Raw genomic sequence first — 12,831 nt, 5'->3', positions numbered from 1 at the left:
CCGATCCGGCTTGTGCCAGGTCGCTCCGGGCCGCCGGCCTGCTCCGGCCGGTCAGCCGCAGCCGCCTCCGCCGCAGCAGCCGCCACCCATGGCGGGCGCGGGGCCGGCGGGAGCGCTGCGGGCCGCGCCGCCGACGGCGACCGCGGAGAGCAGCTTGACGGTGTCGGCGTGACCGGCGGGGCAGTCGGCGGGCGCGGCGGACTCGGCCATCGGACGGCTCACCTCGAAGGTGTCGTCACAGGTACGGCAGCGGTATTCGTAACGAGGCATGCGGACAGGCTAGCCGCACCGCCGTCGCGTTCGGCACTGGTGCGTCGGCACTCGTGCGTGCGGCACGGCCGTCCGGCGTCACGGGTCGGGGCGGTGCCCGGTGCGCAGCGCCCGCCTGGCCGCGGCCCGGTCCTCGCGGGCCGCCTCCTCGGGATGGCGGGCCCGCCAGTACGGGTTGTCGTGCGACAGGCCGCCGCCGACCCGCCCGTACATCCCGAACCACATCAGCATCACGCCGACCACGAAGCTGAACAGCACGTTCGGGATGTGGAACGCCAGGAAGTTGATCCCGGTGTCCAGCAGCGCGAGGTTCACGAACCCGCTCGCGATGAACAGCAGACCCAGCACGATGTTCAGGGTCGAGGCGAAGTTCCCGCCCACCACCATCCCGCAGAACAGCAGCGCGCCGATGCAGATCGACAGGACGCTCAGCGCCCCGTTCGTGTTCAGCGCCAGCACCGTGTCCCCGCCGGTGTCGAAGAACCCGATCCGGTGCACCAGCCCGAGGATGCCGAACACGACCAGGAGCAGCCCGGTCAGGCCCGCGCCCACCCGGTACACCTGGCTGAGCTTGTGATCGACCGGCAGGTGCTCGTCGAGCCGGGCACCGACCGGCCGCCGGATGTGCGGAGCAGCGTGAGTGGCCACGGCGGCCTCCTCTGCCTGACCTCTGCCTGACGTCCTTTCCAGCATCCGCCGCGGACACCGCCCGGACAACCCTGCATCCCGGTCGGCCCCGGCCGCCCGGGCCTCAGGCGTGGCCGCGCTCCACCCGGATGTCGTTCACCACGCGGTTCACGGACGCCCGTACGCCCTCCATCTCCTGGAGGAACTGCCAGTAGTCGGGGTGGCGCCCCTCCAGCCCGGCCAGCGCCCGCTCCACCCGCGCCACCGACTCGTCCAGCGGCCGCGCGTGGCGCGGATCGGGCACGCTACGGCCCTCCATCGCCAGCCGCTGCGCGTCCCGGATCGCGAACCGGGTCCGGCGCACCTCGTCCTGCGGGTCCCGGGCGACCGCTTCCAGCCGCGTCAGCCGGTCCTGCGCCGCCGACACCGCCTCGTCGGTCGCGTCCAGGCCGGTCCGCACCTCCTCGATCAGCGCCCCCACCTCGGCCCACCGCTGGCCCTCCCGGGCCCGGCCGGCCTCCGCCAGCTTCTCCTCGGCCCGCGCGACCTCACGTACCGCCTGCTCGGGGACGTGCTGCAGGTCCTGCCAGCACGCCGCGCTGAACCGGCGGCGCAGCTCGCTGAGCACCGGATCCACCCGGTCCGCCCGGTTGCGCACCGCCTGCGCCCGGGTCCGCAGGCTCACCAGCCGCCGGTCGACCTCCGCCGCCCGCTCCGGCAGCCGGGCCGCCTCGGCCCGTACCGCCTCCGCGTCGCGCAGGATCCGGTCGGCACGCTGCACCGTCTCCTGCACCCCGTGCCGGGCCGCGCCCTGGTTCAATTTGGTCAGCTCCGGGCCCAGCGCGGCGAGCCGGGCCGCCAGGTCGTCGGCCCGCATCCCGTTCGCGCGGACCGAGTCCAGCGCGTCGCTCGCCGCCAGCAGCGCCGCCTTCGCCCGCTCCCGGGCCGGCGCGACCCGGGCCAGCTGCGTCTCCGCCTTGTCCAGCAGCGGCTGCAGCCCCTGCTGGAACCGGTCCAGCTCCCCCTTGACCCGGACGAGCTCGTCCCGCGCCCGCGTCAGCTGCTGCCGGGCCTGCGCCGCGACCGAACCCTCCAGGTCGACGCGGTCCAGGTCGTGCGCGTCGACGGCCTCGATGTACACCTGGCTGACCTGGTCGATGCGCTGTCCGAGCGCGACGAACCCCTCCGCCGCCTGCCGCGCGGCGGGCGACCCGTCCGCCGCGGCGATGGTCTCCATCGAGATCCGCAGGTCCCGCTGCGCCGTATCCAGCTCGTAGAACGCGGCCGCGGCGGCATCCTTCGCCGCCTGCGCATCCGCCCGCCGGCCCTCGTCCCGCCCACCGAACCACCGCCGGGATGCCGTTGTCACAATCCCTCTCCCGTACCGCGTCCGCCATGCCCCGCTCCATTCTCCCCTACGGCAACGGGTTTGCGCCGGGGGTGCGCCCTCCATGTAGGCTGTCCACTCATCCACGGGTGCGTAGCTCAGGGGTAGAGCGCTGCTCTTACAAAGCAGATGTCGGCGGTTCGAAACCGTCCGCGCCCACCAGTGAAAAGACCCCCCGCCGGTCCCGGCGGGGGGTCTTTGCGCATGCGGTTCCGGTGGCGGTGGGGGAGTGTGTGGAGGTCATCGAGCGGGCGGTGAAGGGGCCTTGGGAGGGGGTCGTCGTCGCTCCAGTGGGGGGCAGTGACGTGGGGGTGCTGGTGCTGGCCGGGTCCAGTGGGCGGGTAGAGCGGGAGCGGGCGCGGCTTCTCGCCCGGCAAGGTTGCGCAGCCATGGCGATCCGCTGGTTCGGGGGGCCCGGCCAGGTGCCGGGGATATGTGAAGTCCCCTTGGAGACCTTCACCGCCGCCGTCGACCACCTTCGGCTGGGCGGGGCGCGACGCATCGCAATCCTCGGTGTCTCCAAGGGGGCCGAGGCGGCTCTGCTGACGGCGGTGCACGACCCGCGGGTGGACGTGGTCGTCGCGCTGTCGCCCACCTCGCGGGTCTGGTGCAACGTCGGCCCCGGCCGGGACGGCGCGCATCAGCCGTACCGTTCCTGCTGGACCTGGCGGGAGCGGCCGCTGCCCTTCGCGCCGATGGACGACGCGTGGGCGCCCCGGGAGCCGGATACGGGTCCTGTCGCCCTCCGCGGGTGGTACGAACGCAGCGAGCGGACCTTCGCCCACCTGCTCGGGCCGGCCGAGATCCCCGTGGACGAAACCAGGGCAGGCCTGGTGCTGGTCGCGGGCGGGGACGACGCGATGTGGCCGTCGCTGCCCTTCGCCGAGCACCTCGCAGCACGCCGGCGCTCGGCCGGGGCGCCCGTGCGCCTCATCGCCCGCGACGACGCCGGCCACCGGCCCCGTCTCCCCGGCGAGGGCCCGGCCCCGGCGTCGCCGCGCTTCCGGTACGGAGGAACCCCCGAAGCCGACGCGCTCCTCGGCGAAGCCGCCTGGCCGCACATCCTGGCGGCCCTCGGCGGCGGCCGCCCGGCCGCTTGACGGTGATCCTGTGCGGGGTGGGACGCCAGGCGGGTCCGCGCAGGGAATGTCACGGTTCGGGCACACCGCCACGCGCACGCTCACGCCCCCCTACGGTGGCCGGATTCGCACTCGTCCCGTGGGGGTCTCATGTCCCATCAGTTTCCGCCGTCCGGCCCGCCCCAGCCCGGATACGGCTACCCGCCCCCGCCGGCGCCGAGGAAGTCCAACGCCGGGAAGATCGTCGGGTTCTCGTGTCTGGGTGTCGTGGGAGTGGTCGTCCTGCTCGCAGTGGCCGGCGCCTTGATCTCCGGTGGCGACGGTCAGAAGAGCCCCGCGCAGCCGGCCGCCGCCGCCTCCCAGCCCGCGAAGGTCCCGGAGGCACAGCCTTCCAAGGCGCCGGAGAAGAAGCAGCCGGTCGCGGTCACCGCCCAGAAGACGGACTTCAAGGCGAGCGTCCTCGCCCAGGGCGACGGCTACACCAGCGTGTCCGTCACCGTCACCAACAACTCGACGAAGCCCATCAACGTCAACCCGCTCTACTTCACCATCACCGACACCAACGGCACCAAGCACGCCTCCCAGCTCGCGGCGGACGAGAACCAGATCGACACCGTCGAACTGGCCCCGGGCGAGAACATCAGCGGCGCCGTCACCGGCAAGGGCGCGTTCACCGCGAAGACGGTGACCTATACGGACGGGCTCATTGGCGAGGTCGTGCGCGCCGACGTGTCGTAGCGCACGCGCGGCCACCACGCCTCCGTGCCCGCCGGCACGGAGGCGTCGTGATGTCGCGGGGAAGGGCGCGGCCGCGGTCTTGGCCGCGGGGGTGGGGCGTGGGATGGTCGGGGGATGGGGGAGTGGGGTCGGTGGGCCGCCTTGGTCGCGGTGCTCGTCGCGGTGCTCGTCGGCGCGGTGGCGTACGTCGTGCTGGAGCGCCGGGCCGCGCAGGGGTTCGAGCGGCGGCGGGAGGCCGAGCGGGAGCGGTTGCTCGCGCTGCTTCCGGCGCCCGGGACGGAGGCGGGCGATCCGAAGTACGCGGACGTCGGCGGGCTGCCGGTCAGGACCGCGGCCCGGGGCGACGACTTCACGCCCCTCCTCGTCGAGTACTACGCCTACGGACTCACCCAGGCCCGCAGCAGCTTCGTGACCAGCCAGCGCTTCGCCGGGGCCGGGGCGGTGATCCTGCTGGGCGGGGTGGCGCTGGCGGTGTGGAAGGCCGAGAGCAGCGGGGACCTGTACCTCGGGGTCGTCACCAGCTCCGTCGGCCTGGTCGTCACCCTCATCGGGCAGCTCTTCCACCGCCGGGCCGACGTCGCGCTGCGGCACATGTCCGGGCAGACCGCCTCGCTGCGCGACGACCGGCGCGCGGCGGAGTCGCTGGCGCAGGCGGTCCGGCTGCTGGACGAGGTCGCCGATCCGGAGCTGCGGGGACGGCTCCAGGCCGGTCTGATCATGAAACTGTCCGGGGCCGAACTGCCTGGGTCCGAGCGATAGTGGAGGTATGTGCCGTTCCATCAAGACCTTGCGCCCGCCCGCCATCCCCGAAAAGGCCACCGAGGAGGAGATCCGCGCCGCCGCCCTGCAATACGTGCGGAAGGTGTCCGGGTTCCGGGCGCCCGCCGCGCACAACCGGGAAGTCTTCGACGCCGCCGTGGACGCCATCGCCGAGGCGACGGCCGCGCTCCTCGACGGCGTGCACGTACGCGGCCGGGAGCCGGTCGCCCAGAGCCGGTGAGGCAGGGCGTCAGGCGTGCGGCTCCCGGCGTCGGCGCAGCACCCACAGACCCGCGCCCAGCGCACTCGCGACGAGTGCGCCGCCGACGGCGACCGCGCCCGTACCCATCGAGTCCACGCTGCCGCCCAGGCCGCCACGGGCGGCGCCGAGGCTGACGTTCAGGGTCGCCGTGACGCGCTCACCGCCGGCGCCGCCGCATTCGAACGTGACGGGGTGCGAGCCGGTCGCGGCGCTGCCGAAGACGATGGCACTGCCGGACAGCCGGGTGGCCTGACCGTTGCCGGGGCTCAGCTGGACGTTACCGAAGGCGGGCGAGGACGCCCTGCCGGTACGGGTGCCGCAGCCCGTGACGCTGAGGCTGACCCGGCTGCCCGGGGCGACGACGCCGGGCGAGACGGACGCGGTCGCGTTGGCGTGGGCGAGCGTGGCGGGAGTCGCGGCGGTGATGACGAGCGTCGCGGCAGCGGCCCCCATCAGGCGGTACCGCTTACGGGTAGCGGGCATGGAGTGAACTCCTCGGGCTCCTCGGAACGGCGCGGCCAGGACACGGGTGTGACGCGGATTCGGTCGCGCTCCGTGCTCAGGACGCTAGAAGCCCCGGCCCCGCCCGGCGATCGCTGCCGGGTGAACGGGTGACCCGCTGCCCCGGCCGGCCCACACCTGCCCCCGCGCGCATCCCGGCCGGCAGGTCCGGCGGACGGCCTACGCGCTACGCGGCCGGCGCCGCCGACGGGACCGGCCGGCGCAGCAGGAACACCGCGAGGGACCCCGCCGCGAACAGGGCGATCACCGAGACCGCCGTGCCCAGCCAGGCCGCGCCCAGCCACTGCGTGCCGAAATAGCCCAGCGCCACGCTGTACCCGGCCCACGCCATGCCCGCCAGCACCGACCACGGCAGGAACTCCCGCACCTCGCGCTGCGTCTTGCCCGCGCCCAGGGACACCACCGAGCGGCCCGCCGGGGCGAAGCGGGCGATCACCACCAGTGCGCCGCCACCGCGCGCCAGAGCCGCGCCGAGCCGCTCGTGGGCCCGGGTCAGCCGGCGCGAGCGGGCGATGGCCCGGTCCAGGCGGGCCCCGCCACGCCGGGCCAGCCGGTACGCGGCCATGTCACCCAGCACCGAAGCCGTCGTCGCGATCACCAGCAGCGCCATGATGTCCGGCACCCGCGCGGGCACCGGCGCCGGCGAACCCGCGGCCCCGGCCGCCGCCGCGGCGGCCGCGGAGGTGATCACCAGAACGCCGCTCGGCAACACCGGCAGGAACACGTCGAGCACGACGGACGCCGCCACCACGGCATAGATCCAGGGGCTCGTGGTCAGCGAACCCAGAGTCTCAAGCACAGCGGGACTCCCCAGTCCGAAGCGCCGCGTCGTCGCGGGGAGCGGCAGGGGCGGCTTGACAGCCATACAGCGTACGCCGCGCACCACCGCCCCCGAGCCCCGGGGCCGCCGGTCCGTCAGCCCCGCGCGCACGGGCCGCCCGCCCCGGCCGCCGACAGCCGCGCCCCACCCCGCCGCCCGGCCGCCAACACCCGGCGCAGGTCCGGCCGTACGCGTTACTCCGGTCCGGTGAGCCGCCGGTCCAGCACCGTCACCAGCCGGGCGCCCGAGCCGCCCGAACGGGCCTGGTCCAGCCACAGCCGGGCCGTCCGCCCCGCCAACGCCAGCGTCATCAGCTGGTTGCCGAACCACGGTCCGCCCGTACGCCGCCAGCTCAGCGGCGGCCGGCCCGTACGGCCGTGCCGGGAGAAGCCGCGCCCCAGCCACCGCCCCACCCGCGACCAGCCCAGCCGGAAGCCGAGTTTCACCGCCAGGTGGATCGAGTTGTGGACCGGCGAACAGGTCAGCTGGAACACCCGCGAGGTGCTGGGTATTCGGGGCTCGGCCACATACGCGTGGTGCACGTCCCCCGACAGGACCATGACGGTCGCCGGAGCCCGCGGGCCCGTCCCCACCTCCTCGACCAGATCGCTCAACGCCGCGAACGAGCCCGGGAACGCCGCCCAGTGCTCCAGATCGGCGCGCCGGCGCAGGTCCTCCCCGATCCGCGCCCACCGCGGCCCGCGCTCCCCACGGCACAGCGCCGCGTTCCACACCTCCGCGTCATGGATCAGCGGCGGCATCAGCCACGGCAGCGAGGAGCCGATCAGCAGATGGTCGTAACCGCCGTGCCCGGCCAGGGCGTTCTCCCGGAGCCACTGCTGCTCCGCCGGGTCCAGCATCGCCCGGCCGTCCTCGGTGAGCACCCGCGCCGCCCGGGTGTCCACCATCAGCAGGCGTGAGCGGCCGAAGTCCCGCCGGTAGCTCCACCGGACCGAACCCGGATCGGCGTCCGCCCGGGCCGCGAAGGCGCGCAGCGCATCCGTACCGTCCGGGCAGGCCCGTACCGCCGCGTACAGCTCGTCGGCCGCGAGTTCGGCGGGCGAGAGATTGCCGAGATGCTGGTACACCCAGTACGACATCAGCCCGCTGAGCACCCGCTCCTGCCACCAGGGCGTCGCCCGCATCCCCGCCAGCCAGGCCGCGCTGGTGTTCCAGTCGTCCACGACGTCGTGGTCGTCGAATATCTGCAGGCTGGGCACCGTCGACAGCAGCCAGCGGATCTCCGGGTCCAGCCAGGACTCGTAGTAGAGCCGGGTGTACTCCTCGAAGTCCGCGACCTGAGCCCCGGGCGCCTCCCGCAGGTCCCGGCGGGCCGCGAGCCAGCGCCGGGTCTCGCGCGAGAGCTGGTCGGCGTACACCTGATCGCCCAGTAGGAGGAGGACGTCGGGCCGGACCGCCTGCGGCTCGGCCGCCAGCCGCGCCGCGAGGGTGTCGAGCGCGTCGGGACCGTGCGGCCCGCGCCGGCCTGCGGGCGGGGCCGCCTGCCGGCAGGACCCGAACGTCACCCGCAGCTCCGGGGCGGCAGCCCGGCCGGACCCGCGGACCGCGGGCGTGGTGATGGTGCTCGGCGGGAACCCGCTGCCGGACAGCGGCCACCCGCGGACGCCGTCGAGCAGCACCTCGTACGCCGTGGTGGTACCGGGGGTCAGGCCCGTCACCGGGACCAACGCGTAGTGGTGGCCGGCTATCTGGAAGGTGCGCACGCTCCCCGCGGCGCCGTCCGCACACCGCACCTCGGCGGTGCACGGGCGGTCCGCCTCGATCCATACCGTGGCGGAGCCGCCGTCCTCCCAGTCGACGTAGCGCAGCAGCGGCCCCAGACGCAGTCCGGCCATCGAACTCCCCCTCCTCCTCATCCCCTTCGGTCACGGTACGGGGTGGAGGGGGACCTGGGCCTCCCCCTGACGGGGGAGAAAGATCGCCGCGCGTTTCCGGTGGCGGGGAGCTTGCGGCGGGAGCCGGTGTCAGCAGCCGTTGAGGACGTTGACCAGGGCGGTCTTTTCACCGGAGTTCATGCTCAGGCCCCAGTACTGCTTCACGTCGACCCACATCCGCGCGTACGTGCAGCGGTAGGCGGTCCGGGGCGGCAGCCAGGTGCCGGGGTCCTGGTCGCCCTTGGACTGGTTGACGTTGTCGGTGACCGCGATGAGCTGCGGCCGGGTGAGGTCGTTCGCGAACTGCTGCCGCTTGGCGGTGGTCCAGGAGGATGCGCCCGAACGCCAGGCCTCGGCGAGCGGCACCACGTGGTCGATGTCGACGTCCGAGGCGGCGGTCCAGGTGGCGCCGTCGTACTCGGAGTACCAGCTTCCGCTGACGGCCGCGCAGGAGGAGGAGACGACCACGCCCGAGCCGTCCCGCTTGAGGACGGTCTCGCGGGTGTCACAGGTGCCGGAGATGGTGATCCAGTGCGGGAAGAGGGTGCGGCTGTAGCCGGTGAGGGAACCTTCCGCCACCGGCGTCACCGTGGCCAGGTACGAACGGGCCGCCGCGGCGCTGATGGGGGTGGGCGGGGAGGCCTGGGCGGCGGGCGCGCTGACGAGGGAGGTCAGGGCGGCGAGCGCGGCGGCCGTGGCGAGGACGCCGATCCGGCCGGCCCGTCGCGCGGAGACGGAAGGTATGAGCGCCATGGGGGCTCCCTTGATGTGGGGGGTGGCCGTGCGACCCCGGCGGGTCGCGGTCATCGTGGCGGCGCCAGATGTCCGCCGGGTGGGCGCCAGATGACCGGTTCTAGACATGGGCACGTCACATCGACGCGGTCAAGCCGCCTGCTCGGCAGGAGAGTTGAGCTCGCGGGGCGAGACGGCTGGGCGAGCTGGGGTGAACGTCACATTCCGGACGCTCGCGCGGGCTGGCCGGCATCACGTACGCTGGAAGCGCAGAAGGGGAGTAGCTCTTCGCCGGACCGTCGACATACTGCTGGGTCACACCAGCCGGCGCCCGGAAGCAGGCCGCGTCAGCGGCCGGCCAGCGAGACCTTCGGCCGCAGTGTCCTGGAGCCGCGCATTCCGCGTGGTGACGTACCAGGGCGCCGCCGAGCCGAAGCGACCCCCGATCCACCCAGGTCTCTCGGTGCCGACGGCGTCCTGCCCGACCGATTGAGGTTCTGCCCCAGTGTTCAGTTTCACCGTCCTGGCGATCGCCTTCGGCGTCGTCTTCCTCGCCGAACTCCCCGACAAGACGGCCCTGGCCGGACTGATGCTCGGCACCCGCTACCGCGCGTCCTACGTCTTCGCGGGCGTCGCCGCCGCCTTCGCCCTGCACGTCGGGCTCGCCATCGCGGCGGGCAGCGTGCTCACCCTGCTCCCGCACCGGCTGGTGCAGGCCGTCGTGGGCGTGCTCTTCCTCGCGGGCGCGGCGATGCTGCTCCTGAAGAAGGGCGACGACGAAGAAGAGGTCAAGCCGCCCGCCGACCAGTCCTTCTGGAAGGTGTCGGGCGCCGGGTTCATGCTGATCCTGGTGGCGGAGTTCGGTGACCTCACCCAGATCATGACCGCCAACCTCGCCGCCCGGTACGACAACCCCGTCTCGGTCGGCATCGGGGCCGTGCTCGCCCTGTGGGCGGTCGCCGGCATCGGCATCCTGGGCGGGCGCACGCTCATGAAGCACGTGCCGCTGAGGCTGATCACCAAGGTGGCGGCGGGCGTGATGGCGGCGCTGGCCGGGTTCTCGCTGTACGAGGCGATCACGGGCTGAGCCGGACGGACCGGCTGGGCGCGGCGGCGCGGGCGGGGTGCGCCGCCGCGCCCGGCGCGGTGGCGGTGCGGGGGGCCCGCGGCGGTACGGCCTGTCGCCCGGCGGCCCGCAGCGCCGCTCACGTAGCGGGCGGGGGCCGGTGGCGCTCAGGCGGTCGTGGTGAGCGTGAGGCGGAGGGTGCCGTCCGGCGCGGCGTCCACGCGCACCGACCGAAGGTCCGGGACATGCACCGTCGGGGCGTGCGCAGCCGCGCGCGGGCCGATCCCGACCACCCGCATACCGGCCGCCTGACCTGCGGCGATTCCGGCGGCCGAGTCCTCGAACACGATGCAGTCGGCCGGCTGCACGCCCAGCTCGGCGGCGCCCTTGAGGAACCCTTCGGGGTCGGGCTTGCTGGCGCCGACCGACTCGGCGGTCACCCGCACGCGCGGCATCGGCAGTGCGGCCGCCGCCATGCGGGTGCGGGCCAGAGCGGCGTCGGCTGACGTGACCAGCGCGTGCGGCAGGCCGGCGATGGCGGCCATGAACTCCGGGGCCCCCGCGACGGGGACCACGCCGTCGGTGTCGGCCGTCTCGCGGGCGAGCATCTCGGCGTTCTCGGCGTGGTTGAGCTCCATCGGGCGCCCGGGCAGCAGGATCGCCATGGTGGCGTAGCCCTGGCGGCCGTGCACGACCTTGAGCGCTTCCTGCGGGTCCAGCCCGTGGGCCACTGCCCAGTCGCGCCAGCAGCGTTCGACCACCGCGTCGGAGTTGACGAGCGTGCCGTCCATGTCCAGGAGCAGGGCCTTGGCGGAGAGGGCGACGGTGGTGGGTGCGTTGCTGGTGGTGCTGGCCGACATCGGCGGGACTCCAGACAAAGGGGCAAACGAGAACAAGTGGTTCCGTCCACCGGTCAGGGAGTGAGGACGGAACCACTTTGTTCCATCACTATACAAAATCTGCCGGCCCTCGGCCACCGCCCTCCAGACGTGCGGTGCCGTCCGGGCTCGCACCGGTCGAGGACGTGGACGGGTGGGACGCCAGCCCCGCCGGGCCTGTCAGACCCGCGGTGCATGATCGGCCCACCGGTCCTCGAAAAGACGATGGGATGGCGCCATGCCGATCACGAACCAGCAGGTGGCGGGCCACGGCTTTCTGCGGCGGCTGTACGCCGACCCGTACTTCCCGCATCACGTCCTCGACAAGGGCCGGGCGATCCTCGTGGGGCTGTGCGGGCGGATAGAGGCGGAGCGGCCGCCGGACCTGGCGGCCCTGTACGTACTCACCCACGCGGCGACGGAGGACTTCAACCTGCTGGAGGCCGACTTCGAGGCGGCCGGGAGCGAGATCGAGACCGTCGCGCGCGAGGAGATCACCGAGGACTTCCGGTTCGTGGCGGCGGCCTACGGGTTCGCGGAGGCGGACATCGAGGAGCTCGTCGCCCCCCGGGAGTGGTGAATCCGGCGGCGACGCTCCGCCGGCGCTCCGGACGCTAGCCCTCCAGGGCCTTGCGGGTCGCGGGGCCGTAGACGCCCCAGGGGTCCGCGGTGATGTCGTTGTACCACTGGAACTCCGACACGGCGTCCTCCGTGGACTTGCCGTACTTGCCGTCGGCCTTGCCGCGGTACAGGCCCTGGCCGGCCAGGAGCTGCTGGAGCTTCTTCACTTCCGGGCCCGAATCGCCGTAGCGCAGGGTCGGGCCCTGGGCGGCGGGCGGAGGCGGCGGGGCCGCCGAGGTGCGGCTCGGCGGGGCCGAAGGGGTCCGGGACGGCGCCGCCGAGGAACGGGACGCGCTCGGTGACGCGGACGGCGACGGCGAACGCGACGCGCTGGGCGACGGCGAAGCCGATACGGACGCCGAAGCCGAGCGGCCGGCCGACGCGCTGGGGGAGCTCTGCGACGGCTCGGCCGGGGCGATGCCCACCACCGGCGCGGAAGGCTTCGCGTCGAGCAGCGCCGCATCGCCCGACCCGGAACCGGCGGACACGCCGAAGGCCACGGCGACCCCGCCGACGGCGACGAGCGCGGCGCCGGCCAGCAGCAGGGGCAGCTTTCGCCGCTTCTCCGGGCCCCTGCCCCCGCCCCCACCCGCCCCTCCCGCTGTGGTCTTCGTGGTGCCCGGGGCCGGGCGGACCGCACGGAGCGGGACCGTGTGGTCCGGCCAGGGCTGCGCCGGCGCTACGGGGGTTCCGTACGCCGGGGTGTCCTCCCCTGCCGGCGGCGCGGGCGGGACCGGGGGCAACAGCTGTGTCGCCTCGGCGTCACCGGGCTGCGCCGACGCGGGCGGCGCCGGCAGAACCGGGGGCAGCAACTGTGTCGCGTCGGCGTCGCCGGATGGTCCCGGCTGCGCCAGTGCGCCCAGCACCGGCTGCGGGGGCGGCCCGGTATCACCCGCCTGGCCGGTTTCGGGCAGGCTGACGTACGGACGGATGCGCAGGGGGTCGAAACCCGCCGCCGGAGCACACCCGCAGCCGGCGCCCGGGGCGCCGCAATCTGGACAGCGCTCAGCGCTCACTGGAAAACCCTCCCTGGCCAATGCCAGCGATTATGCAGACCCGCCAGGGCGCGCCCAACCTCCCGAGAGGCCATAACCGGACACACCGCTCAGGATGTAAATGTTGATCCCGCCCGAGGGGCCCGCCCCGGGGCAGGCCGTCCGCCGTGGCCGACGGCC

General features: G+C 74.0%; 15 protein-coding genes and 1 tRNA gene. 7 read left to right on the top strand and 9 right to left on the bottom strand.

What is annotated here, in order from left to right; genetic code table 11:
- Window positions 1-51: 51 nt before the first annotated feature.
- The 3 genes from ACZ4M3_RS11550 to ACZ4M3_RS11540 form a co-directional block, all read right to left on the bottom strand.
- Window positions 52-270, bottom strand: coding sequence for an FmdB family zinc ribbon protein (locus ACZ4M3_RS11550; RefSeq protein ID WP_467731411.1), 219 nt, complete (start codon window positions 268-270; stop codon window positions 52-54).
- A gap of 78 nt (window positions 271-348) precedes the next feature.
- Window positions 349-918, bottom strand: a complete 570-nt coding sequence (locus tag ACZ4M3_RS11545; RefSeq protein ID WP_467731409.1) for a DUF4383 domain-containing protein — start codon at window positions 916-918, stop codon at window positions 349-351.
- A 103-nt stretch (window positions 919-1,021) separates the two neighbouring features.
- Window positions 1,022-2,266 carry a hypothetical protein gene (locus ACZ4M3_RS11540; protein ID WP_467731407.1) on the bottom strand — a complete coding sequence of 415 codons (1,245 nt, stop codon included), beginning with the start codon at window positions 2,264-2,266 and terminating at the stop codon, window positions 1,022-1,024.
- A 105-nt stretch (window positions 2,267-2,371) separates the two neighbouring features.
- Here ACZ4M3_RS11540 and ACZ4M3_RS11535 point away from each other — a divergent pair.
- From ACZ4M3_RS11535 to ACZ4M3_RS11515, 5 genes are all read left to right on the top strand, one after another.
- Window positions 2,372-2,446: transfer RNA gene (locus tag ACZ4M3_RS11535), tRNA-Val, on the top strand.
- Between the two features lie 227 nt (window positions 2,447-2,673).
- The gene (locus tag ACZ4M3_RS11530) at window positions 2,674-3,384 is read left to right on the top strand and encodes an acyl-CoA thioester hydrolase/BAAT C-terminal domain-containing protein (protein ID WP_467731405.1); all 711 of its coding nucleotides are present in this window, start codon (window positions 2,674-2,676) and stop codon (window positions 3,382-3,384) included.
- A 129-nt stretch (window positions 3,385-3,513) separates the two neighbouring features.
- On the top strand, window positions 3,514-4,101 hold the full coding sequence (locus ACZ4M3_RS11525) for a DUF4352 domain-containing protein (RefSeq protein ID WP_467731403.1): 588 nt from the start codon (window positions 3,514-3,516) through the stop codon (window positions 4,099-4,101).
- A 114-nt stretch (window positions 4,102-4,215) separates the two neighbouring features.
- Window positions 4,216-4,860 (top strand): TRADD-N-associated membrane domain-containing protein, encoded by a 645-nt coding sequence (locus ACZ4M3_RS11520; protein WP_467731401.1) that lies wholly within the window; start codon window positions 4,216-4,218, stop codon window positions 4,858-4,860.
- Window positions 4,861-4,867: 7 nt separating this feature from the next.
- Complete coding sequence (locus ACZ4M3_RS11515) at window positions 4,868-5,101, top strand: DUF2277 domain-containing protein (RefSeq protein WP_467731399.1); 234 nt, start codon at window positions 4,868-4,870, stop codon at window positions 5,099-5,101.
- 9 nt (window positions 5,102-5,110) lie between these two features.
- On the opposite strand, the gene ACZ4M3_RS11510 is transcribed toward ACZ4M3_RS11515, so the two are convergent.
- The 4 genes from ACZ4M3_RS11510 to ACZ4M3_RS11495 form a co-directional block, all read right to left on the bottom strand.
- A complete protein-coding gene (locus ACZ4M3_RS11510; protein ID WP_467731397.1) occupies window positions 5,111-5,605 on the bottom strand; it encodes a hypothetical protein in 495 nt (164 codons plus the stop codon).
- Between the two features lie 205 nt (window positions 5,606-5,810).
- The gene (locus ACZ4M3_RS11505; protein WP_453354575.1) at window positions 5,811-6,443 is read right to left on the bottom strand and encodes a DedA family protein; all 633 of its coding nucleotides are present in this window, start codon (window positions 6,441-6,443) and stop codon (window positions 5,811-5,813) included.
- A 215-nt stretch (window positions 6,444-6,658) separates the two neighbouring features.
- Window positions 6,659-8,320 carry an alkaline phosphatase D family protein gene (locus ACZ4M3_RS11500; protein WP_467731395.1) on the bottom strand — a complete coding sequence of 554 codons (1,662 nt, stop codon included), beginning with the start codon at window positions 8,318-8,320 and terminating at the stop codon, window positions 6,659-6,661.
- A gap of 129 nt (window positions 8,321-8,449) precedes the next feature.
- Complete coding sequence (locus ACZ4M3_RS11495) at window positions 8,450-9,112, bottom strand: HNH endonuclease family protein (RefSeq protein WP_467731393.1); 663 nt, start codon at window positions 9,110-9,112, stop codon at window positions 8,450-8,452.
- A gap of 484 nt (window positions 9,113-9,596) precedes the next feature.
- Here ACZ4M3_RS11495 and ACZ4M3_RS11490 point away from each other — a divergent pair, with 484 nt between their 5' ends.
- Complete coding sequence (locus tag ACZ4M3_RS11490; RefSeq protein WP_467731391.1) at window positions 9,597-10,178, top strand: TMEM165/GDT1 family protein; 582 nt, start codon at window positions 9,597-9,599, stop codon at window positions 10,176-10,178.
- 146 nt (window positions 10,179-10,324) lie between these two features.
- Here ACZ4M3_RS11490 and ACZ4M3_RS11485 read toward each other — a convergent pair whose 3' ends face one another.
- A complete protein-coding gene (locus ACZ4M3_RS11485; protein ID WP_467731389.1) occupies window positions 10,325-11,017 on the bottom strand; it encodes an HAD-IA family hydrolase in 693 nt (230 codons plus the stop codon).
- 256 nt (window positions 11,018-11,273) lie between these two features.
- Between ACZ4M3_RS11485 and ACZ4M3_RS11480 the strand changes: the two genes are divergently transcribed.
- Window positions 11,274-11,615: a DUF5713 family protein gene (locus ACZ4M3_RS11480; protein ID WP_467731387.1), complete on the top strand. Its 342-nt coding sequence runs from the start codon at window positions 11,274-11,276 to the stop codon at window positions 11,613-11,615.
- A 34-nt stretch (window positions 11,616-11,649) separates the two neighbouring features.
- Here ACZ4M3_RS11480 and ACZ4M3_RS11475 read toward each other — a convergent pair whose 3' ends face one another.
- The gene (locus tag ACZ4M3_RS11475) at window positions 11,650-12,672 is read right to left on the bottom strand and encodes a peptidoglycan-binding domain-containing protein (protein WP_467731385.1); all 1,023 of its coding nucleotides are present in this window, start codon (window positions 12,670-12,672) and stop codon (window positions 11,650-11,652) included.
- Window positions 12,673-12,831: the final 159 nt, after the last annotated feature.

Source organism: Streptomyces sp. NPDC026522 (assembly GCF_055567555.1).
The sequence above is the reverse complement of the archived record's forward strand: the minus strand, read 5'-3'. Positions and strand labels throughout refer to the sequence as shown.

Coding starts and splice junctions, on each gene's coding strand:
- ACZ4M3_RS11515 (WP_467731399.1), top strand. CDS start 4,868: ATGTGCCGTTCCATCAAGACCTTGCGCCCGCCCGCCATCCCCGAAAAG.
- ACZ4M3_RS11550 (WP_467731411.1), bottom strand. CDS start 270: ATGCCTCGTTACGAATACCGCTGCCGTACCTGTGACGACACCTTCGAG.
- ACZ4M3_RS11485 (WP_467731389.1), bottom strand. CDS start 11,017: ATGTCGGCCAGCACCACCAGCAACGCACCCACCACCGTCGCCCTCTCC.
- ACZ4M3_RS11520 (WP_467731401.1), top strand. CDS start 4,216: ATGGGGGAGTGGGGTCGGTGGGCCGCCTTGGTCGCGGTGCTCGTCGCG.
- ACZ4M3_RS11525 (WP_467731403.1), top strand. CDS start 3,514: ATGTCCCATCAGTTTCCGCCGTCCGGCCCGCCCCAGCCCGGATACGGC.
- ACZ4M3_RS11500 (WP_467731395.1), bottom strand. CDS start 8,320: ATGGCCGGACTGCGTCTGGGGCCGCTGCTGCGCTACGTCGACTGGGAG.
- ACZ4M3_RS11510 (WP_467731397.1), bottom strand. CDS start 5,605: ATGCCCGCTACCCGTAAGCGGTACCGCCTGATGGGGGCCGCTGCCGCG.
- ACZ4M3_RS11480 (WP_467731387.1), top strand. CDS start 11,274: ATGCCGATCACGAACCAGCAGGTGGCGGGCCACGGCTTTCTGCGGCGG.
- ACZ4M3_RS11495 (WP_467731393.1), bottom strand. CDS start 9,112: ATGGCGCTCATACCTTCCGTCTCCGCGCGACGGGCCGGCCGGATCGGC.
- ACZ4M3_RS11530 (WP_467731405.1), top strand. CDS start 2,674: ATGGCGATCCGCTGGTTCGGGGGGCCCGGCCAGGTGCCGGGGATATGT.